Consider the following 23277-nt stretch of genomic DNA (forward strand, 5'->3'; position numbering starts at 1 on the left):
GTTCAAAGTTAAACTCTTTCAGCGTAAACAATGTAATATCTGGGTGTAAACCAACGAAGGATAGGACGGATGCCTAATTTCTTTGTTGGATTGGTCCATTTCTGGCGATCTACAATTTTCCAACCCGCTTTTTCAAGTAACCAATCGAACTGCCAATCTTCAAATTCATGGTAGTGTCTGTCAAGCATATCGGTTTTGCTTCTGTAAGCAGAAGAAAACCATAATTTAAGAGGGACACTGGCTACCAATTTATCGGTTTTAATGGATTTTAAAACGGTGAAAGGGGATAAAAGATGCTCAAAAATTTCGAATGCTGTAACCACCTCCGCTTCCGAATTTTCAATAGTTGAGGTGTCTATGTCTAAATCTTCTCCTTTTGTGTTTTCAACAGTGTAGCCTTGCTGAGACATGATTTCAGAAAACGGATTTACAACTCCCAGATCTAAAATAGTTTCAGAAGTGGATACATGATTTTGTAGAAATTCTAACGTATGTTTAAAACGTTTGTTAGGAAATGTGTTTTCGTACATTTTGGCATTTCCGCTTTAGCGGCGATATTAATATTTGTAAACAATAGCGTTAATGTGCATTCCTGCACCAACACTTGCAAATATAACAACATCACCTTTGGTAAGGCTATGGTTTTCTAATTTATTATTTTTCACTAAATCGAATAAGGTTGGAACTGTTGCTACCGAGCTGTTTCCTAAGGTTTGGATGCTCATCGGCATAATGCGTTCAGGAATTTCGGTTCGGTATAATCGATAAAAGCGTTTTAAAATGGCCTCATCCATTTTTTCGTTGGCCTGATGAATAAAAATCTTTTTTACATCTTTAATATCGACACCACTGGCATCTAAACAACTTTTCATAGCCTTTGGAACGTTGGTAAGTGCGAATTCGTATATTTTACGCCCATCCATTTTAATATAACGTGTACCCTTATCTAAAGTCTGGTTGTTTGAATTTCCGAAGTATAAAAAGTAGGCTTCATCATAAGTGAAACTTGCTGTTTCGTGGGCAAGAATGCCTCCTTCATCTTCAGTAGCTTCAATAATGGTAGCGCCGGCACCATCAGAAAAAATCATGGAATCTCTATCGTGTTTGTCCACCACACGCGATAAGGTTTCCGATCCTATAACCAAACAACGTTTGGCCATGCCTGCTTTAATGAAGGCTTGGGCCTGAATAACCCCTTCAATCCATCCAGGACAGCCAAACAAAATATCGTAAGCAATACATTTTTGGTTTTTAATACGCAAGCTATGTTTTATGCGTGCTGCTAACGATGGTAAAACATCGCTTTGAATGGTGTTGTGTTTTACATCTCCAAAGTTATGAGCTACGATAATGTAGTCTAAAGTTTCAGGATCTATTTTTGCATCTGCAATGGCGCGTTCGGCAGCAAAGAATCCTAAATCTGAAGAGTTTAAATGCGGTTTGGCATACCGACGTTCAGCAATACCAGTGATCGCTTTAAACTTTTCAATAATGACTTCATTTGGGTGGTTTATAACCGATCCATCGGTATTAAGAAATTGATGCTGATGGAATGCATCGTTTTTTTCAATTGTATCGGGAATATAACTTCCTGTCCCCGTAATTTTTATATTCATAAAAAGAAAATGCCTTTTATTTTTAGCAGTACAGCAATATACTTACTTTCAATAAAAGGCAAAGTCTATTTTAGATTATTTTACGATGTTCAACGCCTATTTTAGGCTTCAGCATAAGCTTCAATAGGGGCGCACGAACATACTAAGTTTCTATCTCCAAAGGCGTCGTCTACACGTCTTACCGTTGGCCAGAATTTATTGTTTTTAACGTACTCTAAAGGATATGCAGCAGCTTCACGAGTATAAGGTAAATCCCAAGAGTTTGCTGTTATCATTTCTAAAGTGTGCGGAGCATTCTTTAAAACGTTGTTTGTGTCGTCTTTAGAAGTGTTTTCAATTTCTTTTCTAATTGAAATTAAAGCATCACAAAAACGATCGATTTCAGCTTTGCTTTCACTTTCGGTAGGCTCAATCATTAAGGTTCCAGCTACAGGGAATGATACTGTAGGTGCGTGGAATCCGTAATCAATTAAACGTTTAGCGATATCTACTACTTCAATGCCATTAGCTTTAAACGGACGACAGTCAACAATCATTTCGTGAGCCGCACGACCACATTCTCCAGAATATAATGTCTCGAAATTACCTTCTAAACGCGACTTAATGTAGTTGGCATTTAAGATGGCAATTTTAGTTGATTCTGTTAAACCTTCCGCACCTAGCATCTTAATGTATCCGTAAGAGATTAAACATACCAATGCAGAACCGAAAGGAGCAGCAGAAATAGCAGGAATCGCATCTGTGCCACCTACTTTTCTAACTGGGTTTCCAGGTAAGAATGGGACTAATTGTTTAGCCACACAAATTGGACCAACCCCAGGACCACCACCACCATGAGGAATGGCGAATGTTTTGTGTAGGTTCAAGTGACAAACATCTGCTCCAATGTTTCCAGGATTTGTTAATCCTACCTGAGCATTCATATTTGCACCATCCATATATACTTGTCCGCCGTTATCGTGGATGATTTGCGTAATCTCTTTAATTGCAGATTCGTAAACACCATGTGTTGATGGATACGTCACCATTAAACAAGATAAGTTGTCTTTGTGTAAAATAGCTTTTTCACGTAAATCTTCAACATCGATATTTCCTTCTGGAGTCGATTTAGTAACCACAACTTTCATGCCCGCCATAACCGCACTCGCAGGGTTTGTTCCGTGAGCCGATGATGGAATTAAACAGATGTTTCTGTGGTGATCGCCACGAGATTCGTGGTACGCTTTAATAACCATTAAACCGGCAAACTCGCCTTGAGCACCAGAGTTTGGCTGTAAAGATGTTGCAGCGAATCCAGTAATTTCGGTTAACTGATCTTCTAATTCTTTTAAAACGGTTAAATAACCTTCCGCTTGATCTGAAGGAACAAACGGGTGAATGCTAGACCATTTCATGTTACTTAAAGGCAGCATTTCTGAAGCCGCATTAAGTTTCATTGTACAAGATCCTAAAGAAATCATCGATTGGTTTAAAGCTAAATCTTTACGCTCTAACCATTTAATGTAACGCATTAACTCTGTTTCAGAGTGGTAAGTGTTGAATACATCTGAAGTTAAGAATTCAGAGGTTCTTGTTAATGCTTCTGAAATATTATTGCTTTCTTTTAATTCAGAAACTGTGATTGCTTCTTTGTTTGCAGCTTGAGCAAATACAGAAAGAATAGCATTTACATCATCAACAGACGTTGTTTCGTTTGTTGAAATGGTAACGGTTTCAGCATCTGGATAGAAGAAGTTTATTTTGTTATCTAAGGCTAATGTTTCAATCGCTTTAGCATCTGCTTTTACTTTAATCGTATCGAAGAAATCACTGTTTTCTTGCTTATAACCTAATGCTTTTAAACCTTCGGCTAAAGAAGAAGCCGCGTTATGTACTTTATCAGCAATAAACTTTAATCCTTTCGGACCGTGGTAAACTGCGTACATACTGGCCATAACCGCTAATAATACCTGAGCAGTACAAATGTTAGAAGTCGCTTTATCACGCTTAATATGTTGTTCACGTGTTTGTAAAGCCATACGTAAGGCACGATCTCCGTTCATATCTTTACTTACACCAATGATACGCCCAGGCACATCACGTTTGTAAGCTTCTTTAGTAGCGAAGTATCCGGCATGAGGTCCACCATATCCCATTGGTACACCAAAACGTTGTGTAGTACCAACAACAACATCTGCACCAGATTTACCAGGTGCTTCAAGTTTTACTAAACTTAAAATATCGGCAGCTACAGCTACTTTTATATTGTTTTCGTTTGCTTTGCTAATGAACGATTTAATATCGGTAATCTGACCGTCTTTTCCAGGGTATTGTAAAATAGCTCCGAAGAAATCTTCCGAAAAATCAAAATCATTTTCGCTTCCTACTACTAATTCAATACCAATAGGTAATGCTCTGGCTTCAAGAACAGATAATGTTTGTGGTAAAATAGCATCTGAAACAAAAAACTTGTTTACACCAGCTTTTTTCTGAGAACGATCGCGAACTGCGAATAGTAAACTCATCGCTTCTGCCACGGCAGTACCTTCATCAAGTAAAGAAGCGTTTGCGATTTCCATTCCGGTAAGTTCGATTACCATAGTCTGGAAATTTAATAAAGCTTCTAAACGCCCTTGAGCAATCTCAGCCTGGTATGGGGTGTAGGCCGTGTACCATCCTGGGTTTTCAAGAATATTTCTTTGAATTACTGCAGGTAAAACCGTTGGGTGATATCCTAATCCAATGTAAGTTTTAAAAACTTTGTTCTTATCAGCCAATCCTTGAATATGTAGAGAATACTCATATTCTGTCATTGGTTCAGCTAAGTTTAAACCATTTTTTAATTTAATATCATCCGGTAAAGTTTCGTAAATCAACTGGTCTAGTGAATCTACCCCAATAGTTTGTAACATTTGGTTTTGTTCGTCTTCTCTAGGTCCAATATGACGCAATGCAAAAGCGTTTGTATTCATTAAAAATTGAATTTTGTTAAATATGCCGCAAAAGTACATAATATTAAGTGTGTTTTCTTGTCTAAAAGGGGGTGTTTTTATTCACAGGATGTTAACTTTAACACTTTGTTTACATTTGTGTTATGAAAATTTTTAAACAGCTCCTGAATTTCTACATCAATAGCAGTTTTCATGTAGCCTTTGCAGTAGTTGCATTAACATGGATAACCTTGCTGGAATTTCACCTTGGTTTTGATAGAAATCTTCTCACTTTTGTATTCTTTGCCTCGGTTACAGGTTATAATTTTGTAAAGTATTTTGGTATAGCAAGATTCCATCACAGAAGCTTGTCTAATTGGTTGAAGACGATTCAGATTGTATCTTTTTTCTGTTTTGTATTCATGTGTTATTATGTGTTGAAATTAAAGCTGGAAACCTTAGTTTTTATTGTTGGATTTGGTGTTGTAACCTTTTTTTATGCCGTTCCGTTTATACCAAAACGTTTGTATTTGGATAGCAAACAAAATTTGAGAAATATAGGCGGATTGAAGGTCTATTTAATAGCTTTGGTATGGACCGGTGTTACCGTTTTTTTACCAGTGATTAACAATAATTACGGTATTGAGTACGATGTGATTTTAACAGCGATTCAGCGTTGGATATTTATTATTGTTTTAATGTTGCCTTTTGAAATTCGCGATTTAAGTTACGATAGTTTAAAACTGGCAACTATTCCGCAGAAAATAGGGGTAGAGCAAACTAAAATTATGGGGATGGTACTGCTCGGAACCTTTTATACAATAGAGTTTTTTAAAGACAGTATTGCTTCAGGAAATTTATTAATTATGTTTTTAATTAGTGCAATAACCTTGTTTTTTGTGAAGTATGCCGATGTGAATCAAGGCCGGTATTATTGTTCGTTTTGGGTTGAAGGGTTACCTATTTTATGGTTCTTGTTACTGCTAATATTTAACTAATTTTCTGTTCTTTTAAAGCTTTGTTAAATTTCTCTTTTAAAGCTGCCTTACACTGTTTATCCATACATTGAATGTTAGATGATTTTATAGCGTCTGTAAGTTTTTTGTTATTCTTCGTATAGTCTCGGCAGCACGGACATAAAATTAAGTGAACGTTTAATTTTAGTTTTTCCCAAAGAGAAGCCTCTTGATACTGTGCTTTGTCGCAAACGTGATTTGCTTTATTACAAGGGTTTGTACTGTTATCTTTACTACTCATATTAAAACCAATTTTCTTTTAAACATTCTGCCATTGCCGTACGTGCTCTGTGAATAATAACCCAAAGGTTAGACGCAGTGATATTAAGTTCATTACAAATAACTTCGGTGTCTTGACCCTCAATCGTTTTCAATCTAAAAACCTGTGCCTGTTTTTCGGGGAGTTTACTTAAGCAGTTATAAATGGCATCACCAAGTTCGGTGTTTTCCATAGCATCTTCAGCAGTTTTGTCGAACGGATCTGCCACGCGCTCTTCTAACCAGTCGCCTTCGTCTTCTTCCGTGTTGAAGCTCATTCGCACTTCGGCTTGTCCTTTATTTGAATTAATCTTACGATAGTAATCAATAATTTTCCGCTTTAAAATAGAAATCAGCCAGGTGCGTTCGCTGGATTCTCCTTTAAAATTTTTCATTGATTTTAATCCTGCAAAAAAAGTGTCCTGAACTAAATCCTGTGCTACCTCTCTGTCGTTAACACGCGAAATAGTGTAATTGTAAAGGTAATCGGAATATAAATCGATCCACTTATTCGGATTAATTTTATGGTTAGACATTGGTTAGGCTGTTTATAGATACCTTTCAAAAATAGAATAAAAAAGCCGATGTATTACAATCGGCTTTTCATTTGTTCTAATTTTTTATTAATCCCGCACGTCTTAGTAACGCTTCTGGTTGCGGTTCTTTTCCGCGAAAGCGTTTGTATAAGGTCATCGGGTCATCGGTACCACCTTGCGATAATATGTTGTCTTTAAATTTCCGAGCCACTTCTGAACTAAAAATGCCTTCTTCTTTAAAATACTCGAAAGCGTCGGCATCTAAAACTTCCGCCCATTTGTAGCTGTAATATCCAGAACTATACCCGCCTTGAAAAATATGAGAAAATGACGTGCTCATACAGTTTTCGGCAATATCAGGATATAGTTTTGTGTTTTCAAAAGCCTGAGTTTCGAAATCTTTTACTGAAGTAATTTGCTCTGGCGAATCACTACCATGCCAGCTCATGTCTAATAATCCGAAACTCAACTGACGTAAAGTCTGCATGCCTTCATGGAAGGTTGCCGACTCTTTTATTTTCTCAACCAGTTCCATAGGAATCACTTCGCCGGTTTCGTAGTGTGTAGCGAATAATTCAAGCGCTTCTTTTTCGTAGCACCAGTTTTCCATCACCTGACTTGGTAGCTCTACGAAATCCCAGAACACGCTGGTTCCTGAAAGACTCGGGTAAGTCGTGTTGGCTAACATGCCATGTAATGCATGACCAAATTCATGAAATAAAGTAGTAACCTCGTTAAATGTTAATAACGACGGTTTGCTCTTGGTTGGCTTCGTAAAATTACAAACAATGGAAATATGCGGACGGCTGTTTTCACCATCTTTCACATATTGTGGTTTGTAAACCGTCATCCAGGCACCGTTACGTTTTCCAGGTCTTGGGAAAAAGTCGGCATATAGAATCGAAATGTAGTCGCCGTTGGTATTGGTAACCTTGTATGTTAATACATCGTCGTGGTATTTATCGATGGTATTTATTTCTTCAAATTGTAAACCGAAAAGTTTTTCGGCAACAGTAAAAGCACCGTTAATAACATTTTCTAGTTTGAAATAAGGTTTTAGTTTTTCATCATCTAAATTGAATAATTTCTGTTTCAATTTTTCTGAATAATATGCTGAATCCCATTTTTGAAGCTGATCGATACCATCTAAATCTTTCGCAAATTGTTCAAGATTCCCAAATTCGGCTTGAGCAGCAGGTTTTGCTTTTTCAAGAATATCGTTTAAGAAGGTTTGAACGTTTTCTGGGGTTTTAGCCATACGTTCTTCTAGAACGAAATCAGCATGAGTTTTATACCCTAATAGATTCGCACGTTCATGACGTAGTTTTACAATTTTTAAAACAATCGCCTGATTATCTAATTCATCGTTTTGAAACGATTTTGCACCAAACGCAATGGCTAAGGTTTTACGCAATTCACGATTATTGGCATAAGTCATAAACGGAATATAGCTCGGATAATCTAAAGTAATTAACCAGCCGTCTTTGCCTTTGCTTTCTGCTAATTGCGCTGCCGCTTCTTTAGCCCCTTCAGGTAAACCAGCTAAATCCTCTTCATTTGTAATATGAAGCTCGTATTTGTTAGTTTCGGCTAAAACATTCTCACCGAAGGTTAATTTCAGTTTACTTAATTCTTTATCAATCTCACGGAGTTGTTGCTTTTTGTCTTCTGCTAGGTTTGCTCCATTTCTTGAAAATCCTTTGTACTTTTTGTCTAAAAGCGTAGCTTGTTCGGTTGTTAAGTCTAACGAATCTTTAGCATCGTACACAGCTTTTACACGTTTAAAAAGCGCTTCGTTTAAGGTAATGTCATTACTGAATTCTGACAGCATAGGGGAAACCTCTTGTGCTATTTTTTGAATCTCGTCGTTAGTCTCTGCCGAATTTAAATTGAAAAATATACTCGATACGCGATCTAACTGCTCACCAGAAAAATCTAAAGCTTCAATAGTATTTTGAAACGTTGGAGCTTCGGGGTTATTAGTAATGGCGTCTATCTCTGCTTTTGCGTTTTCAATGCCTTCTTTTATGGCCGGAAGAAAATCACTATTATTAATTTGTGAAAATGGCGCTGTATTAAAAGGAGTATGAAATTTTTTTAGTAAGATGTTTGTCATTTTAGTAATAAATATGTTAAAACAAAAAATATATTATGCATACATAGTATATTTTTTGTAGATTTGACGCAGTTCAATTGAAAGAGTGACTAACTCAAATGAATTATTCTTAATAGCACTAAACCCCGAATCTCTTCGGGGTTTTTTGATTTATAAGCCTTTAGCCGACTCGTATACCTTTTGCTTTAAGCTTTCTTTATAGTCAATTATTTTGTTTAAAACGACTTCGTCTGCAGAGCCAATAATTTGTGCGGCTAAGATTCCCGCATTCTTTGCACCGTTTAAAGCTACAGTTGCTACAGGGACACCTCCAGGCATTTGTAAAATAGATAATACAGAATCCCAACCATCTATAGAGTTGCTGCTTTTTACAGGAACACCAATAACAGGTAGTGGCGATAAAGAGGCTATCATACCTGGTAAGTGTGCGGCACCTCCGGCACCCGCGATAATTACTCCAATACCGCGAGTATGGGCATTTTTACCATAGTCGAATAATTTCTCAGGAGTTCTGTGTGCAGACACGATATCTACTTCAACTTCAATATTGAAATCTTTTAAAATGTCTATAGCGTCTTGCATTACAGGCAAATCGCTTTTGCTTCCCATGATGATTCCTACTTTATTCATCTAAAATTGTTTTTGTGTTTTTATCTTTATTGATTTGGCGTTTATTCGCTAATCACTTTTATCGTCGATTTTACTTCTTCGGCAATTGTTCTGGCCATATTGATATCTTGATCCACAATAGTAACATGTCCCATTTTTCTAAACGGACGTGTTTGTTTTTTACCGTAGATGTGTGGTGTAACACCATCTAATCCCATAATGGCCGAAATGTTTTCGTAAACCACATTGCCACTGTAGCCTTCAGCGCCTACTAAGTTTACCATAACGCCACCAACTTTACTATCGGTACGCCCAAGAGGTAAATCTAAAATGGCTCTTAAATGCTGTTCGAACTGGGAGGTGTAACTCGCTTCGATAGACTGGTGACCAGAGTTGTGAGGTCTTGGAGCGACTTCGTTTATTAAAATCTCGTCGTTTTGTGTTTGAAACATTTCAACGGCTAATAAACCAACATGGTTAAAAGCTTCCGAGGTTCTTAAAGCGACATCAATGGCTTTTTGTGCAACGTCTTCCGGTATTCTTGCAGGACAAATAACGTATTCTACCTGATTAGCCTCAGGGTGAAATTCCATTTCAACTACCGGAAAATTTTTACTTTCTCCAGAAAGTGTGCGAGCCACAATTACTGCCAATTCATTTTTAAAAGGTACTAATTCTTCAGCAATACATTCAACATTTGGTAAGCCGTCTAAATCTGAAACTGATTTTACAATTTTAACCCCTTGTCCGTCGTAACCAAACTGAGCTGATTTCCAAACAAAAGGCACAGTTAAACTGCCATGGTCGATAGCCTCTTTTACTTCTGTAGTATAAGCAAAACGCGTAAAAGGCGAGGTTGGTAAATTATTGTCTGTATAAAACAATTTTTGTCTCGCTTTGTTTTGAATAGTCCTAAGAGTTTTAGAGGCAGGATATACTTTGATACCTTCTTTTTCAAGTGCTTCTAATGCATCAACGTTTACGTTTTCAATTTCAATGGTTAATACATCAACCTGTTTACCAAAATTGTAAACGGCATCAAAATCCATTAAGTCACCTAAATGAAATTCGTTACTTGCAATTTTACAAGGAGCTTCGTTACTAGAATCTAATACACAAGTGTATATGTCAAACTTTCTGGTATCGTTAAGAAGCATTTTACCTAATTGACCGCCACCAAGAATACCTAGTTTAAAATTTGAAGAAAAATAGTTCATTGTTTATCTTTAAAAATGAAATTAAATTGTCTAACCGACAAAATATGATGCAAAAATACACTTAAATATTAATTAGTATCTAAATCGTAAATCAAAAAATGGTGATTCCTTAATCTATTGATTATCTTTGCACCTTTATTAAAATAAGTTTCAGTGGTAAAGCTACACGACAAATTTTTTAAACCGTTTATTTCTGCCGAAGAAATTGACCGGGCTATGACTCGAATGGCGAGTGAGATAGCAAAAGATATTGGAGATGAAATTCCTGTGTTTATTGGTATTTTAAACGGATCGTTTATGGTAGTAAGCGATTTTGTAAAGAAATATCCAAAACCATGTGAAGTAACGTTTATTAAGCTGGCCTCTTACGAAGGGGTAAAGTCTACCGAAGATATTCAACGACTTATAGGCTTAACGCAAGATTTAACAGGACGCACTGTGGTTATTCTTGAAGACATTATCGATACAGGTAATACTTTAGCAGAAGTACATCGTATTTTTAAGAATGAGCAGGTAAAATCGTTAAAAATTGCAACGTTATTTTATAAACCTGAAGCTTATAAAAAAGATTTCAAACTTCATTATATTGGTATAGAGATTCCTAATAAATTCATTGTAGGCTATGGATTGGATTACGACGGACTAGGAAGAAATTTACCCGAAATATATCAAATAAAACAAACAGAATACATGACAAATTTAGTGCTATTTGGCCCTCCAGGTGCTGGGAAAGGAACACAAGCAGAATTTTTAAAAGAAAAGTATAAGTTAGTACATATTTCTACTGGCGACGTTTTTAGATACAACATTAAAAACGAAACAGCTTTAGGAATGTTAGCAAAATCATACATCGATAAAGGAGAATTAGTGCCAGATCAGGTAACAATCGATATGCTTGAGGCTGAAGTAGAGAAAAATACCGATGCTAACGGATTTATCTTCGACGGGTTCCCACGTACAAGTGCACAGGCAGAAGCATTAGATAGATTAATGGAAAGCAAAGATTCTGCAATTAGCGCAATGATTGCTCTTGAAGTTGACGATGAAATTTTAGTAGAACGTTTGATAAAAAGAGGTGAAACCAGCGGAAGAGCTGATGATGCTGACGAATCTATTATTAGAAACAGAATTACTGAGTACTATAACAAAACAGCCATCTTAAAAGATTACTATTCTGCCCAAGATAAATATTATGGCGTAGATGGAGTAGGGTCTATCGAAGAGATTACTGTACGTTTAAGCAGCGTTATAGATAACTTATAAATCTTAATCCGTAAGGATTTAAAGCAATAAAAACCATATCTTTAAAGTATTAAGGATATGGTTTTTTTAAAATTAAAATAGCATTAAATAGGAATTCCACGGTGGTGGAAGATTAAAATAAACAAGAATGACAGAAGGAAATTTCGTTGATTATGTAAAAATGTATGTGAGCTCGGGTAATGGAGGAAAAGGTTCAGCACACTTACATCGCGAAAAATATATAGCTAAAGGAGGACCTGACGGAGGTGACGGAGGTCGTGGTGGTCACGTTATTGTTCGTGGAAAATCTAATCTGTGGACCCTTCTGCATTTAAAGTTTAAAAAACATATTCGCGCCGGACATGGTGAGCATGGTAGCAGCGGACGTAGTTTTGGAGCCGATGGTGAAGATGTGTATATCGATGTGCCATTAGGAACCGTCATTCGTGATACCGAAACAAACGAAATCCTTTTTGAAATTACAGAGGACGGACAAGAAAAAATTCTTGCTCAAGGAGGAAAGGGTGGACTTGGAAACTGGCATTTTAAAAGTGCAACCAATCAGACGCCACGTTATGCACAACCTGGATTGCCGTTAGAAGAAAAGTTTGTAACCATGGAACTTAAGGTGCTTGCCGATGTTGGATTGGTAGGTTTTCCGAATGCAGGGAAATCAACATTACTGTCTGTGGTAACCTCTGCAAAACCAAAAATTGCCGATTACGAGTTTACAACCTTAAAACCGAATTTAGGTATCGTAAAATATCGTGATTACCAAACTTTTGTTATGGCCGATATTCCGGGGATAATTGAAGGGGCAGCCGAAGGTCGTGGTTTAGGTCATTACTTTTTACGCCATATTGAACGTAACTCTATTCTATTATTTTTAATTCCAGCAGATGCCGAAGATATTAGAAAGCAATACGATATTTTGTTAGACGAATTACGTCGTTATAATCCTGAAATGTTAGACAAAGAACGCATCATTGCCATATCAAAATGCGATATGTTGGATGATGAACTTAAAGCAGAGTTGAAGGAGGAATTAGATAACGAACTGCCAATACCGTATATGTTTATTTCATCGGTAGCGCAGCAAGGTATTAAGGAACTTAAAGATAAACTTTGGAAAATGTTAAATGATTAATTGATGACATGTGAGACATCATATCAAAAATATGGTTGAATTAAATAACAGTAAAAGAAGTAAGTTCTTTGCGTTATTTATTCAACTGTTAATTTTGATTTCGATTATCATCTTTTCCATTGAAACCATTCCAGATTTAAATCCACACACTAGAAAGGTTTTACATTACATAGATCTTTTTATAGTCATTATTTTTACAATTGAGTATATTTTAAGAATATACTTAGCCAGGCATAAATTAAGGTTTGTTTTTAGCCTTTTAGGACTTATCGATTTACTGGCCATTCTACCATTTTATATCTCTATTGGTGTCGATTTGCGAGCACTTAGGGCGTTACGCTTTTTAAGTATTTTCAGAATATTTAAGTTAATACGATACAATCGGGCAATTCATCATTTTGTAAGAGCTATAAGGTCGGCTAAGGAAGAGATACTACTTTTTATATTTGTTACGCTTATTCTAATCTTTTTTTCTGCTGTTGGTATTTATTATTTCGAACATGAAGCGCAACCTGAGTATTTTTCTAGTGTGTTCGAAAGTTTATGGTGGGCTGTTATCACTCTTACAACAGTTGGCTACGGAGATGTATATCCTGTAACGGTTGGTGGGCGCGTTTTTACTTTCTTTATTTTAATGATTGGACTTGGTATTATTGCTATTCCAACAGCAATTATTTCTTCAGCATTAACAAAATCAATGGATAGAAAGGTAGAAAAGTAAAATTTCGTAAATTTCAGTATCTAAATCTATTCAATAATGAAAACGTTACTTTTAGCTTTAATGATTCTTGTTCTAATCTCCTGTTCTTCTGTTCGGGTTAATCACGATTACGATAAGGAAACCAAATTTTCTCAATATAAAACCTATAATTATTACGCCGATATGAATACTGGATTGAGTGAACTCGATACCAAACGCTTTCTGGATGCTTTAGATGCACAGTTATCTCAGCAAGGTTATAAGCTCGCTAAAGAACCAGATTTCTTTATTGATTTGAGTAGTAAAGAATATGAAGAGGGACCTAAAAGTTCTTTTGGTATTGGTTTGGGTGGAACTGGAAGGCATGTTGGTGGTGGTGTTTCCATTGGTGTACCAGTAGGACAGTCAAATATTAACCGACAAATTACTGTCGATTTTGTTGATGAAAATAAAAAACAATTGTTTTGGCAAGCGGTAAGCGAATCAACATTTAAACATAATGAAACGCCGGAAAGCAGAGAGGCGATTTTTAAGGCTATTGTTGTTAAAATGTTATCTGAGTTTCCGCCTAAACCATAGTTTTATAATTATCATAACATTTTAAATGCTTCAATTGATTTTTCGTTTAGTAATTTTACGAAAATCACTAAAAAATAGTTATGAGTTCATTAAAAGATAAAGTAGCCTTTATAACCGGAGGCACAAAAGGAATAGGTTATGGAATTGCACAATCTTTATTAAACGAAGGTGTAAATGTAGCCATTACTGGAAGAGATTTAGCTGCGGCACAAAAAGCTGCAAATGCATTAAATTCCAATTCAACTCAAGGAGCTAAAGCAATTGGTATTCAGGCTGACGTTAGAAGTTATGAAAGTCAGCAAGAAGCGATTCAAACCGTTTTAGATACCTTTAATAAAATAGATGTTGTCATTGCGAATGCTGGAATAGGACATTTTGGAAGTATTGAAGATTTAACAGTAGAGCAGTGGCAGGAAACCATTGATACTAATTTAACCGGTGTGTTTTATTCTATTAAATCGAGTATTGAAGCCTTAAAACAATCAAAAGGATATTTTATTACTATTTCTAGTTTAGCAGGAACTAACTTCTTTGCGAAAGGATCGGCGTATAATGCTAGTAAATTTGGATTAACTGGATTTTCGCAATCTGTAATGTTAGATTTACGTAATTATGGGATTAAAGTAAGTACCATTATGCCGGGATCGGTATCGACCTATTTTAATGGTAACACACCAGATGAAAGTGATGCCTGGAAAATTCAAATTGAAGACTTAGGAGAAATTGTTGTCGATTTATTGAAGTTAAATCCAAGAACATTACCAAGTAAAATAGAGGTTAGACCGACTATGCCTCCTAGTAAATAAATGACGTGAATAATTTAATTATTGATATTATAAAATCACCGACTTTAAGTTGGTGATTTTATTTGATTTAAAAGGATTATTTTTGCTAAAATTAAAATAGTATAATGCCTCGAATTCTGTTTTTACTTTTCTTTCCTATATTGACAATGGCTCAGGTGGATGCCAATAGCATTCAAGATTTATTTAATCAAGAAAAATTCATAGAAGCCGAAACTATTTTAAAGTCCCATTTAAAACAATACCCCAATGATGTAGAAGCAGTAGAATTATTGGGGGATGCTTACGGGCATCAAAAGAAATGGGATGAAGCCATTGAGAGTTACCAATCGTTAATCGATTTTGATCATAAAAATGCTAATTTCCATTATAAATACGGTGGGGTTTTAGGGATGAAAGCCTTATCGGTGAGTAAGGTTAGAGCATTAACTCTAATAGGAGATGTTGAAGAAGCCTTTGTTAAAGCCGCTGAATTAGACGCAAATCATATCGATGCTAGATGGGCTTTAGTTGAATATTATATGAAGTTACCTGGTTTTTTAGGTGGAGGTGTTTCTAGTGCTTTACCGTATGCTAATCAGTTAGAAATGCTTTCAAAAGTGGATGGGTATTTAGCTAAAGGTTTTATTTACGAAAGCGATAAGGAACCAGAGTTGGCCGAGAACTATTATAAAATGGCCATAACCGAAGGCGGTTCGTTGGTGTGCTATGATAAATTAACCAAATTTTATCTTGCTCAAGATGAACCTGAAAAAGCAATTTTAAACCTTAAAGCAGCTTATGAAAAGCATCAGGATGCGGATTTACTGATTCAAATTAGAGAGCTGGAAAACGATAAACAGTAAAATTTAGAGGGCTTGTATTACCGCTAAAAAAATAGCAATCCTTATCTTTACACTCTACAAAAATAACTTATGAACGTACATTTTATAGCCATTGGCGGTGCGGCAATGCACAACCTTGCTTTAGCATTACATAATAAAGGATATCAGGTAACCGGTAGTGATGATGAGATTTTCGAACCTTCAAAATCACGTTTGGTAAACAAAGGATTATTACCAGAAGCGTTTGGTTGGTTTCCTGAGAAGATCACTGAAAATTTAGATGCGGTTGTTTTAGGAATGCATGCAAAAGCCGAAAATCCAGAGTTATTAAAGGCTCAGGAATTAGGACTTAAAATTTACAGTTATCCAGAGTTTTTGTATGAGCAATCTAAAAATAAAACCCGCGTAGTTATTGGTGGAAGTCATGGGAAAACTACCATTACTTCAATGATTCTTCATGTCATGCATTACCATAATCGCGATGTTGACTATATGGTGGGAGCACAACTTGAAGGTTTCGATGTGATGGTAAAGTTAACCGAGGAGAATGATTTTATTGTTCTTGAGGGCGATGAGTATTTAAGTTCTCCAATAGACAGACGTCCTAAATTTCATTTGTACAAGCCTAATATTGCTTTGTTAAGTGGTATTGCCTGGGACCATATAAATGTATTTCCAACCTATGAGAATTATGTAGAGCAGTTCAAGATTTTTGTAGATTCTATCGTAAAAGGCGGAAGTATTAATTATAACGAAGAAGATGCTGAGGTAAAACGTGTGGTTGACGCTTCAGAAAATCCGATTCGTAAAATAGCTTATCACACGCCTGAATATACTGTTGAAGACGGCGAAACCTATTTAGAAACACCAGAAGGACCAATGCCAATCGAGGTGTTTGGAAAACACAATTTAAATAATCTGGCAGGAGCGAAGTGGATTTGTCAACATATGGGCATTGATGAAGACGATTTTTATGAGGCCATTTCAACCTTTAAAGGGGCAAGTAAACGTCTGGAAAAAATAGCGGAAGGCAAAACTAGTGTAGCTTACAAAGATTTTGCGCATTCACCAAGTAAAGTTGAAGCTACCACCAAAGCGGTTAAAGAGCAATACAGTGACAGAAAATTAGTGGCTTGTTTAGAACTTCATACCTATAGCAGTTTAAATGCTAAATTTTTAAAGGAGTATAAAGGCGCTTTAGATGCTGCCGATACGGCCGTTGTGTTCTATTCGCCGCATGCGGTAGAAATTAAAAAACTGGATGCCGTGTCTCAAGAACAAATTGCACAGGCTTTTGAGCGTGACGATTTGGTTATTTATACAAACCCAGACGATTTTAAAAACTTCTTATTCTCACAAAATTTCGAAAACAAAGCATTATTACTAATGAGTTCGGGTAATTACGGCGGACTCAATTTTGATGAGGTTAAGGCTTTGATAAAATAATAAAACATCTTTTCTTTTTAAGATGTTTTATTTTCAATAGTGTTATTATTAGGCATACTCTTGATGTGAATGTCTCTTTGAGGGAAAGGTATTTCTATACCCGCTTCTTTAAACGCATTATAAACTGCCACAGAAATCTCACTTTTAGTCGTTAAACTCAGTTCGTAATGTACCCAACATTGTAACACGAAATTAAGAGAGTTATCTCCAAACTCAAGAAACAGTCCGCGTGGAGGTGGTGTTTTTAGAGTGTTAGGATGTGATGCACCTGTTTTAGCCAGTATTTCTAATACTTGATTTGGGTCAGCGTCATAAGTTGCGCCAATAAAAATATCGATGCGTTTAATGTTATCCGAAAGCGTCCAGTTAATAAGATTGTTAGACATCAGGTTGTAATTGGGTACTATAACTTCGGCACCATCAAATGTTCTGATTTTAGAGGAGCGCACCCCAATTTTATGTACACGCCCTAAAAGGTTATCAACTTCAATCGTATCACCTTGTAAAACTGGTCGTTCAAAGACTAAAATTAACCCTGAAACAAAATTGGAGATTAAGGTTTGTAAGCCAAAACCAATACCAATACCCATAGCACCAGCAAGCAGGTTAAATTTACTCAAATCCATACCCAAGGACGATAGTGCAAAAACAAACCCGAAGGCGACAATAAAATAACGAATTACTAGAGAAACGGCGGCAGGTATTCCTTTTGGTAATCGTAAGGATTTTAAAACGCCTTCACCATCGCCATCATCAATCATAAACGAAATGAGTGTGGTTAGCAGATATGATGAAATCAGGATAATAATAAACGACAAAATCGAACCGATGGTAATGCTTATGGTACCGAGTTTATAGGGTTCTGAAAGTATGTCTGTTAAATAATCTTTTAAGGGTCTGTAGACTTCAATCATATTCAAGAAAAACAGAAACCAGAAAATTAAGACCACCACTCTTAATATTTTCATTAATTTAAGTTCTAAAGCTAATTTTCTGTTGAAATCAATTTCAGCTTTGGAACTAAAATGTCTGTGAATTACACTGGTTGAGATACCTTCAAGAATTAACAATAAACTATAAAAAATGACAGTGATAACGCCAATATGTGTACAGATTTTAAGGGTGATGTCAGTTAGGTTTGTATAGCCCAAGAAATTCGACATGATGGCTACAAAAACCAGAATATAAATAGAAGGACTTAATTGAATTAAGAACTTACTAAGCGGATTGATTTTAGCATCTTTTGTTGCATAGAGTTTTTTTAGTAATAAGTAAACCGCTGCACCAATTAGAATGGCTTCGAACAGTAAGTAAACTCTATAAACTCCGGAGTGAAACCATAAATATGTTTTTAATAAATCTATAATATAGAAAAACGTAATAACGTAGTATATGTTTTTAAACTGCGTTTTTATTTGTGGTCGTACTACATACGATGAGACAATGATTAACCCCAAGATTAAAATACTTTCAAAAAGTTTAGGTGTTCCTGTGAAAAATATATTTCCAATAAGTAAAGACAGGAATATATATGATGCAATAGGGTGTTTTAAAATAACATCTTTAGAGATGTGTAAATTTGGGTCGTTCGCTACAAACTCATATTTTTCAAACCCACGTTTCAGAAAGTAGATAATTCCGGAAAGAAATAAAATAAGTGTAAAATACAGGTAGAACGAACTTTTATTGTTTTTTATAAAGCTTACAAGTTCTTTAAAACTATCTGATGCGGCTTCTAATGCCGAACTATTACTTGAGCTTTCGGTTTGAGAAAAGGAAATTTTCCAAATAGGACTGTGTCTTAAATGAAATAAATCATAGGTTTCTGAGTTTTTAAGGGTTAAAATCTCCTCCATGATTTCGTTAATCAATTCCACTTTAAAATTGATTTTCGATTCTAACTTTAAAGCAGTATTGTTTTCTTCAATAATGGCTTTATCTATCGCTTCAATATCTTTAATTAAATCGCTAATGCGGTTTAATATTTCTTTTGGCGCTTCTTCATTTTTAGCATTTTCAAGCGTTAAATCCCAGGTTTTGTGATGCAATTCAATCGTTTCAAGTAAGCGGGTGTTGCGTGAAACAAAGTTATTAACATCATCTTCTATACCTGTTAAGTAAATTCGATTTCCATTCCATTTGGTATATAGGTTTTCAATTTTCTGTCTGTTTGGATTTGAAGCGAGAACTTTTTCAGTTTGTTCCTGTTGTTTATCAATATATGTGGCATAAGTAGGGTATAAAGAATCTACTTTATGCACAGCTTTGTTAGCCTCCAGCTTACGTTCAATAAGTTTTAAATCATCATTGGTTTTTTGAATGTTTTGAATAATTGCTGTTAACGGTATAGCCTTGGGAGCATTAACAATTATAGAGTCGATGGTATTGTCTGAATCTTGTGCCTGTATGTCATTAAAACTGAAACATAGCACAATGAATGAAGTTAATAATGTTTTAAGCGAAACCGATGATAAAGAAAAATGCATAAAGTTATAGTTGACTTGTGCTATAAATTTATGCATAAAATGTAAATAAATTAAATGATTTTTAACTTATAAAAGTCGACATAGAATTCTATGTTATTGCAGTTTTTCTTTAAAAAAGTCTATCGTTCTTTTCCATGCTAAAGTAGCTGTAGCCTCATTGTATCTTGGAGTTGTATTATTATGGAAACCATGGTTAACTTCAGGGTAGATATGTGTTGTGTATTCGATGTTATTTGTTTTTAAGGCGGCTTCATAAACCTCCCAACCTGCATTAACGCGAGTATCTAATCCTGCATACTGAATGAGTAAGGGTGCTTTAATGTTAGCCGTTTCTTCAGTTGAAGGTTGCCCGCCATAAAATGGCACAGCTGCAGATAAAGAAGGCACTTTAACCGCCATCATATTGGCAATCCATCCGCCAAAACAAAAACCGACCACACCAACTTTTCCGCTACAATCATTATGTTTTTTTAAATAGTTGTAAGCTGCAATAAAATCTTCCAGCATTTCATTGCGATCTCGTTGCCGCTGCAAAGCACGTCCGTCATCATCATTACCAGGATATCCTCCGAGTGGGGTTAGTGCGTCTGGAGCTAAGGAAATAAACCCTTCTAAGGCTGCACGCCTGCCAACATCCTCAATGTATGGGTTAAGTCCGCGATTTTCATGAACCACTATAATTCCAGGTAGTTTACCTTTTGCTTTTTTAGGTTTAGAAAGTAATCCTTTGATGGAGCCACCGCCGTTAGGAGATTCGTAAGTAATAAATTTGGAATCTAATTTAGGATCATTGGGGTTAACCAATAATGTATCGTTATAGTTAGGTGTTATAAAACTTAACAGCGAAGACACGGTAATGCCTCCGACCGCAAAAACCGATAACTTTTCAACAAATTGGCGTCTGTTTATTTTATTGTGTGCATAATCATCGTATAAATCGTAAATGTCCTGATTGATATCTTCTTTTTTTAATGGTTTCATTTAGTTGATGTGTTAAGGTTTGATTTTCAGTGGTTCAAATGTTGAAATATAAATTTACAATATTTATATTTACTCTATGCACGAAAAATCAACATCGTTTTCTATTAAAAGCTGGAGTCAGGACGATCGGCCCCGCGAAAAATTACTCTACAAAGGAAAATCAGCTCTGAGTGATGCCGAATTGGTTGCCATTTTAATTGGTTCGGGTAATCGAGAAGAGAGTGCTGTGGCTTTGTGTAAACGTATATTGGGAAGTGTAGATAATAATCTAAGCGCACTTGGGAAACTGTCGGTGAAACAATTAATGCAATTTAAAGGTATAGGAGAGGCTAAAGCTGTTACAATTGCTGCAGCGCTGGAGTTAGGGCGGCGACGACGTGGAGAGGAAGCTTTAGAGAAAAAGCAAATAAGTTCCAGTCGGTCTGTTTTTGAAGTGATGCAGCCCGTTATTGGCGAACTGCAACACGAAGAGTTCTGGATTATTTATTTAAATAACTCCAATAAAGTGATTCAAAAGAATCAGTTAAGTAAAGGAGGTATTACAGGAACGCTGGTCGATGTACGTTTGGTGCTAAAAACGGCTTTAGAAGTTGGAGCTACCGGGCTTATTTTGGCACATAACCACCCGTCGGGAACGTTAAGACCAAGCGAGGCTGATAAGCAAATCACGGAAAAGTTAAAAACTGCTGCGCAAAGTTTAGATATTAAAGTCTTAGATCATCTTATTATAACAGAAAATGCATACTTTAGTTTCGCAGACGAAGGAATTCTATAATTTAGCCATAAATACTGCTCGCTATTACGTATGCTTTTAGTTTATACACATAAAATCACACCACGTTTAAAGTATGTTTTTAAACATATATGTACACGTATTTTAGGTGTTGAGGTCGATTTTACAACACAGATAGAAAGTTTCATTGCGCATGATAGTTTAAAAATGTCGTATACCAAACAACAGTTGGGTAACGAGTTTTTTATTAAAAGTCATGATATGTTGTTTGAACAGGGTTTAAGCGATGTAGAGGTGAATGTACAACCTTGGGAAGAGACTAAGAGTTTCTTTTCAGCAGGCGATAAAAGTGCTATTCCGTTCGATATTTTTGCGGCATCCTTTTATTTGTTATCGCGATACGAAGAGTATTTACCACATGTAAAAGATGAATATGGCCGCTTTTTAGCCACGGAAAGTATAGCTTATAAAAATGGATTTTTAGAACAACCAGTTGTAGATATCTGGGCATTTAAATTCAGAGATGCACTTCAGCTACAGTTTGAAGATTTTAGTTTTCCTGAGCGCAAATACAGTATCAAACCCATTATAGATGTACCGACAGCATATCATTTTAAATTAAAAGGTGTCATGCGTGGTGTTGGCGGAACATTAAAAGAATTGTTTCAGCTAAAGTTTAAGGCGCTTTACAATAGGTTTATGGTTAAATTCGGTTTACAGCATGATCCTTACGATACCTTTAAGTATATCATAAACAAACAAAAGCAGAGTAACTATAAGTTTTTGTTTTTCTTCTTATTGGGAGACTTTTCAACTTACGATAAAGGTACCAATCCCAATAGTAAACATTTTATATCACTTATAAAGCATGTTGCCGATTATTGTTATGTCGGGCTAAAGGCCTCTTATTTTGCGCTCGAAAATTCCGATGTGTTAAAGAAGGAAAAGATGCGCATGGAAGATATTTTAAATGTCCCTCTGAAGGCATCGCGCCAGTCATTTTCAAAATTAAATCTTCCGGAATCTTACAGAAACTTGATAGAACATGAGATTTTAGAAGACTATACTATGGGATATGTCAATTACATGGGCTTTCGCGCGGGAACCTGCACCCCTTTTCTGTTTTACGATCTAGATTATGAAGTGCAAACACCTTTAAAAATTAATTCGTATCACCTTATGGATTATACCTTACTCAAGCAGCATTCGTTGTTAGATAAAAAGAAGGCCTTAAATAAAATAATTAGTGAAGTTAAAAAGGTGAAAGGAGAATTTATACCGGTATTTCATAATTATACGTTTAGTGATGTAGAACGATGGAAAGGTTTTAAAGAATTATTCAATATTATTTTAGATTCTCCAGATGAAGATTAACGGTATTACAGATATTTTTTTTGATTTAGATCATACGTTATGGGATTTCGACAGGAACTCAGAATTGGCTTTTGGAAAAATTTTAAAATTAAATCAAGTTGAGGTCGATTTACAGGAGTTTTTAACTCATTATAAAGCGATTAACTTACAATACTGGAAATTATATCGTGATGAAAAAGTGGATAAGGCATTTATGCGCTTCGGAAGATTAAACGATACGTTTAACGCATTAAATGTGGTGGTAGCAGAAGAAGTAATTCATCAGTTAGCAGAAGATTATATAACGTATTTAACCGATCATAATTTTTTGTTTGATAATACGGTTGAAATTTTAGAGTATTTGTCGGTTAATTATAATTTACACATCCTATCGAATGGGTTTGAAGAGGTGCAAACTAAAAAACTTATTAAGTCAAATATCGATCACTTTTTTAAAACAGTAACCAACGGAGAGACTGTGGGTGTTAAAAAGCCAAACCCTAAAATTTTTTATCACGCCATAAAACAGGCCAATACCTCTGTAGAAAAAAGTATCATGATAGGCGATGGTTTTGAAGCCGATATTCTAGGTGCTTTGGGGATAGGTATGGATGTTATTTATTTCAATGAATTTGATAAGGAAGTCGAGGCGCATTTAAAACAAGTGAAAAACTTATTGGAGTTAAAAAAATATTTATAACGTTTC

21 protein-coding genes are annotated in these 23277 nt (G+C 35.6%); 11 read left to right on the plus strand and 10 right to left on the minus strand.

Going from position 1 to position 23277, the window contains the following annotated elements:
• Positions 1–8 precede the first annotated feature (8 nt).
• The 3 genes from ICJ85_RS08910 to gcvP form a co-directional block, all read right to left on the minus strand.
• Complete coding sequence (locus tag ICJ85_RS08910; protein ID WP_188223450.1) at positions 9–530, minus strand: methyltransferase; 522 nt, start codon at positions 528–530, stop codon at positions 9–11.
• A gap of 27 nt (positions 531–557) precedes the next feature.
• Positions 558–1616, minus strand: a complete 1059-nt coding sequence (locus tag ICJ85_RS08915; protein WP_188223451.1) for a 3-oxoacyl-ACP synthase III family protein — start codon at positions 1614–1616, stop codon at positions 558–560.
• Positions 1617–1717: 101 nt separating this feature from the next.
• The gene (gene gcvP, locus ICJ85_RS08920; protein WP_188223452.1) at positions 1718–4567 is read right to left on the minus strand and encodes an aminomethyl-transferring glycine dehydrogenase; all 2850 of its coding nucleotides are present in this window, start codon (positions 4565–4567) and stop codon (positions 1718–1720) included.
• 122 nt (positions 4568–4689) lie between these two features.
• On the opposite strand from gcvP, the gene ICJ85_RS08925 reads away from it, so the two are divergent.
• The gene (locus ICJ85_RS08925) at positions 4690–5523 is read left to right on the plus strand and encodes a UbiA prenyltransferase family protein (RefSeq protein ID WP_188223453.1); all 834 of its coding nucleotides are present in this window, start codon (positions 4690–4692) and stop codon (positions 5521–5523) included.
• Here the strand turns inward: ICJ85_RS08925 and ICJ85_RS08930 are convergent.
• The 5 genes from ICJ85_RS08930 to ICJ85_RS08950 all read right to left on the minus strand — a co-directional run bounded on the left by ICJ85_RS08930 (position 5516) and on the right by ICJ85_RS08950 (position 10277).
• Positions 5516–5782 (minus strand): hypothetical protein, encoded by a 267-nt coding sequence (locus ICJ85_RS08930; protein WP_188223454.1) that lies wholly within the window; start codon positions 5780–5782, stop codon positions 5516–5518. The genes ICJ85_RS08925 and ICJ85_RS08930 overlap by 8 nt on opposite strands.
• A gap of 1 nt (position 5783) precedes the next feature.
• Complete coding sequence (locus tag ICJ85_RS08935; protein WP_188223455.1) at positions 5784–6335, minus strand: sigma-70 family RNA polymerase sigma factor; 552 nt, start codon at positions 6333–6335, stop codon at positions 5784–5786.
• A gap of 76 nt (positions 6336–6411) precedes the next feature.
• On the minus strand, positions 6412–8451 hold the full coding sequence (locus ICJ85_RS08940; protein WP_188223456.1) for a M3 family metallopeptidase: 2040 nt from the start codon (positions 8449–8451) through the stop codon (positions 6412–6414).
• Between the two features lie 150 nt (positions 8452–8601).
• Positions 8602–9081: a 5-(carboxyamino)imidazole ribonucleotide mutase gene (gene purE / locus ICJ85_RS08945; RefSeq protein WP_188214771.1), complete on the minus strand. Its 480-nt coding sequence runs from the start codon at positions 9079–9081 to the stop codon at positions 8602–8604.
• Between the two features lie 41 nt (positions 9082–9122).
• Positions 9123–10277: a 5-(carboxyamino)imidazole ribonucleotide synthase gene (locus tag ICJ85_RS08950; protein ID WP_188223457.1), complete on the minus strand. Its 1155-nt coding sequence runs from the start codon at positions 10275–10277 to the stop codon at positions 9123–9125.
• A gap of 153 nt (positions 10278–10430) precedes the next feature.
• On the opposite strand from ICJ85_RS08950, the gene ICJ85_RS08955 reads away from it, so the two are divergent.
• From ICJ85_RS08955 to ICJ85_RS08985, 7 genes are all read left to right on the plus strand, one after another.
• Positions 10431–11540, plus strand: coding sequence for an adenylate kinase (locus tag ICJ85_RS08955; RefSeq protein WP_188223458.1), 1110 nt, complete (start codon positions 10431–10433; stop codon positions 11538–11540).
• A 127-nt stretch (positions 11541–11667) separates the two neighbouring features.
• Positions 11668–12666, plus strand: coding sequence for a GTPase ObgE (gene obgE / locus ICJ85_RS08960; protein WP_188223459.1), 999 nt, complete (start codon positions 11668–11670; stop codon positions 12664–12666).
• Positions 12667–12697: 31 nt separating this feature from the next.
• Positions 12698–13387: an ion transporter gene (locus ICJ85_RS08965; protein ID WP_188223460.1), complete on the plus strand. Its 690-nt coding sequence runs from the start codon at positions 12698–12700 to the stop codon at positions 13385–13387.
• Between the two features lie 36 nt (positions 13388–13423).
• Entirely contained in the window at positions 13424–13945 is a 522-nt protein-coding gene (locus ICJ85_RS08970) for a DUF4136 domain-containing protein (RefSeq protein WP_188223461.1), read from the plus strand.
• An 80-nt stretch (positions 13946–14025) separates the two neighbouring features.
• Positions 14026–14751, plus strand: coding sequence for an SDR family oxidoreductase (locus tag ICJ85_RS08975; protein ID WP_188223462.1), 726 nt, complete (start codon positions 14026–14028; stop codon positions 14749–14751).
• 104 nt (positions 14752–14855) lie between these two features.
• Complete coding sequence (locus ICJ85_RS08980; protein WP_188223463.1) at positions 14856–15593, plus strand: tetratricopeptide repeat protein; 738 nt, start codon at positions 14856–14858, stop codon at positions 15591–15593.
• A gap of 69 nt (positions 15594–15662) precedes the next feature.
• The gene (locus tag ICJ85_RS08985) at positions 15663–17018 is read left to right on the plus strand and encodes a UDP-N-acetylmuramate--L-alanine ligase (RefSeq protein ID WP_188223464.1); all 1356 of its coding nucleotides are present in this window, start codon (positions 15663–15665) and stop codon (positions 17016–17018) included.
• Between the two features lie 17 nt (positions 17019–17035).
• On the opposite strand, the gene ICJ85_RS08990 is transcribed toward ICJ85_RS08985, so the two are convergent.
• Complete coding sequence (locus tag ICJ85_RS08990) at positions 17036–19540, minus strand: mechanosensitive ion channel domain-containing protein (RefSeq protein ID WP_188223465.1); 2505 nt, start codon at positions 19538–19540, stop codon at positions 17036–17038.
• A 57-nt stretch (positions 19541–19597) separates the two neighbouring features.
• A complete protein-coding gene (locus ICJ85_RS08995) occupies positions 19598–20485 on the minus strand; it encodes a dienelactone hydrolase family protein (RefSeq protein WP_188223466.1) in 888 nt (295 codons plus the stop codon).
• Positions 20486–20561: 76 nt separating this feature from the next.
• Here ICJ85_RS08995 and radC point away from each other — a divergent pair, with 76 nt between their 5' ends.
• The 3 genes from radC to ICJ85_RS09010 are packed head-to-tail and all read left to right on the plus strand — an operon-like array spanning position 20562 to position 23271.
• A complete protein-coding gene (radC, locus tag ICJ85_RS09000) occupies positions 20562–21260 on the plus strand; it encodes a RadC family protein (protein ID WP_188223467.1) in 699 nt (232 codons plus the stop codon).
• 30 nt (positions 21261–21290) lie between these two features.
• The gene (locus tag ICJ85_RS09005) at positions 21291–22592 is read left to right on the plus strand and encodes a polysaccharide deacetylase family protein (RefSeq protein ID WP_188223468.1); all 1302 of its coding nucleotides are present in this window, start codon (positions 21291–21293) and stop codon (positions 22590–22592) included.
• Complete coding sequence (locus tag ICJ85_RS09010; RefSeq protein WP_188223469.1) at positions 22582–23271, plus strand: YjjG family noncanonical pyrimidine nucleotidase; 690 nt, start codon at positions 22582–22584, stop codon at positions 23269–23271. The genes ICJ85_RS09005 and ICJ85_RS09010 overlap by 11 nt, the downstream gene beginning before the upstream one ends.
• Positions 23272–23277: the final 6 nt, after the last annotated feature.

The sequence above is a fragment of the Aestuariibaculum marinum genome (genome assembly GCF_014596975.1).
Lineage (GTDB): Bacteria > Bacteroidota > Bacteroidia > Flavobacteriales > Flavobacteriaceae > Aestuariibaculum > Aestuariibaculum marinum.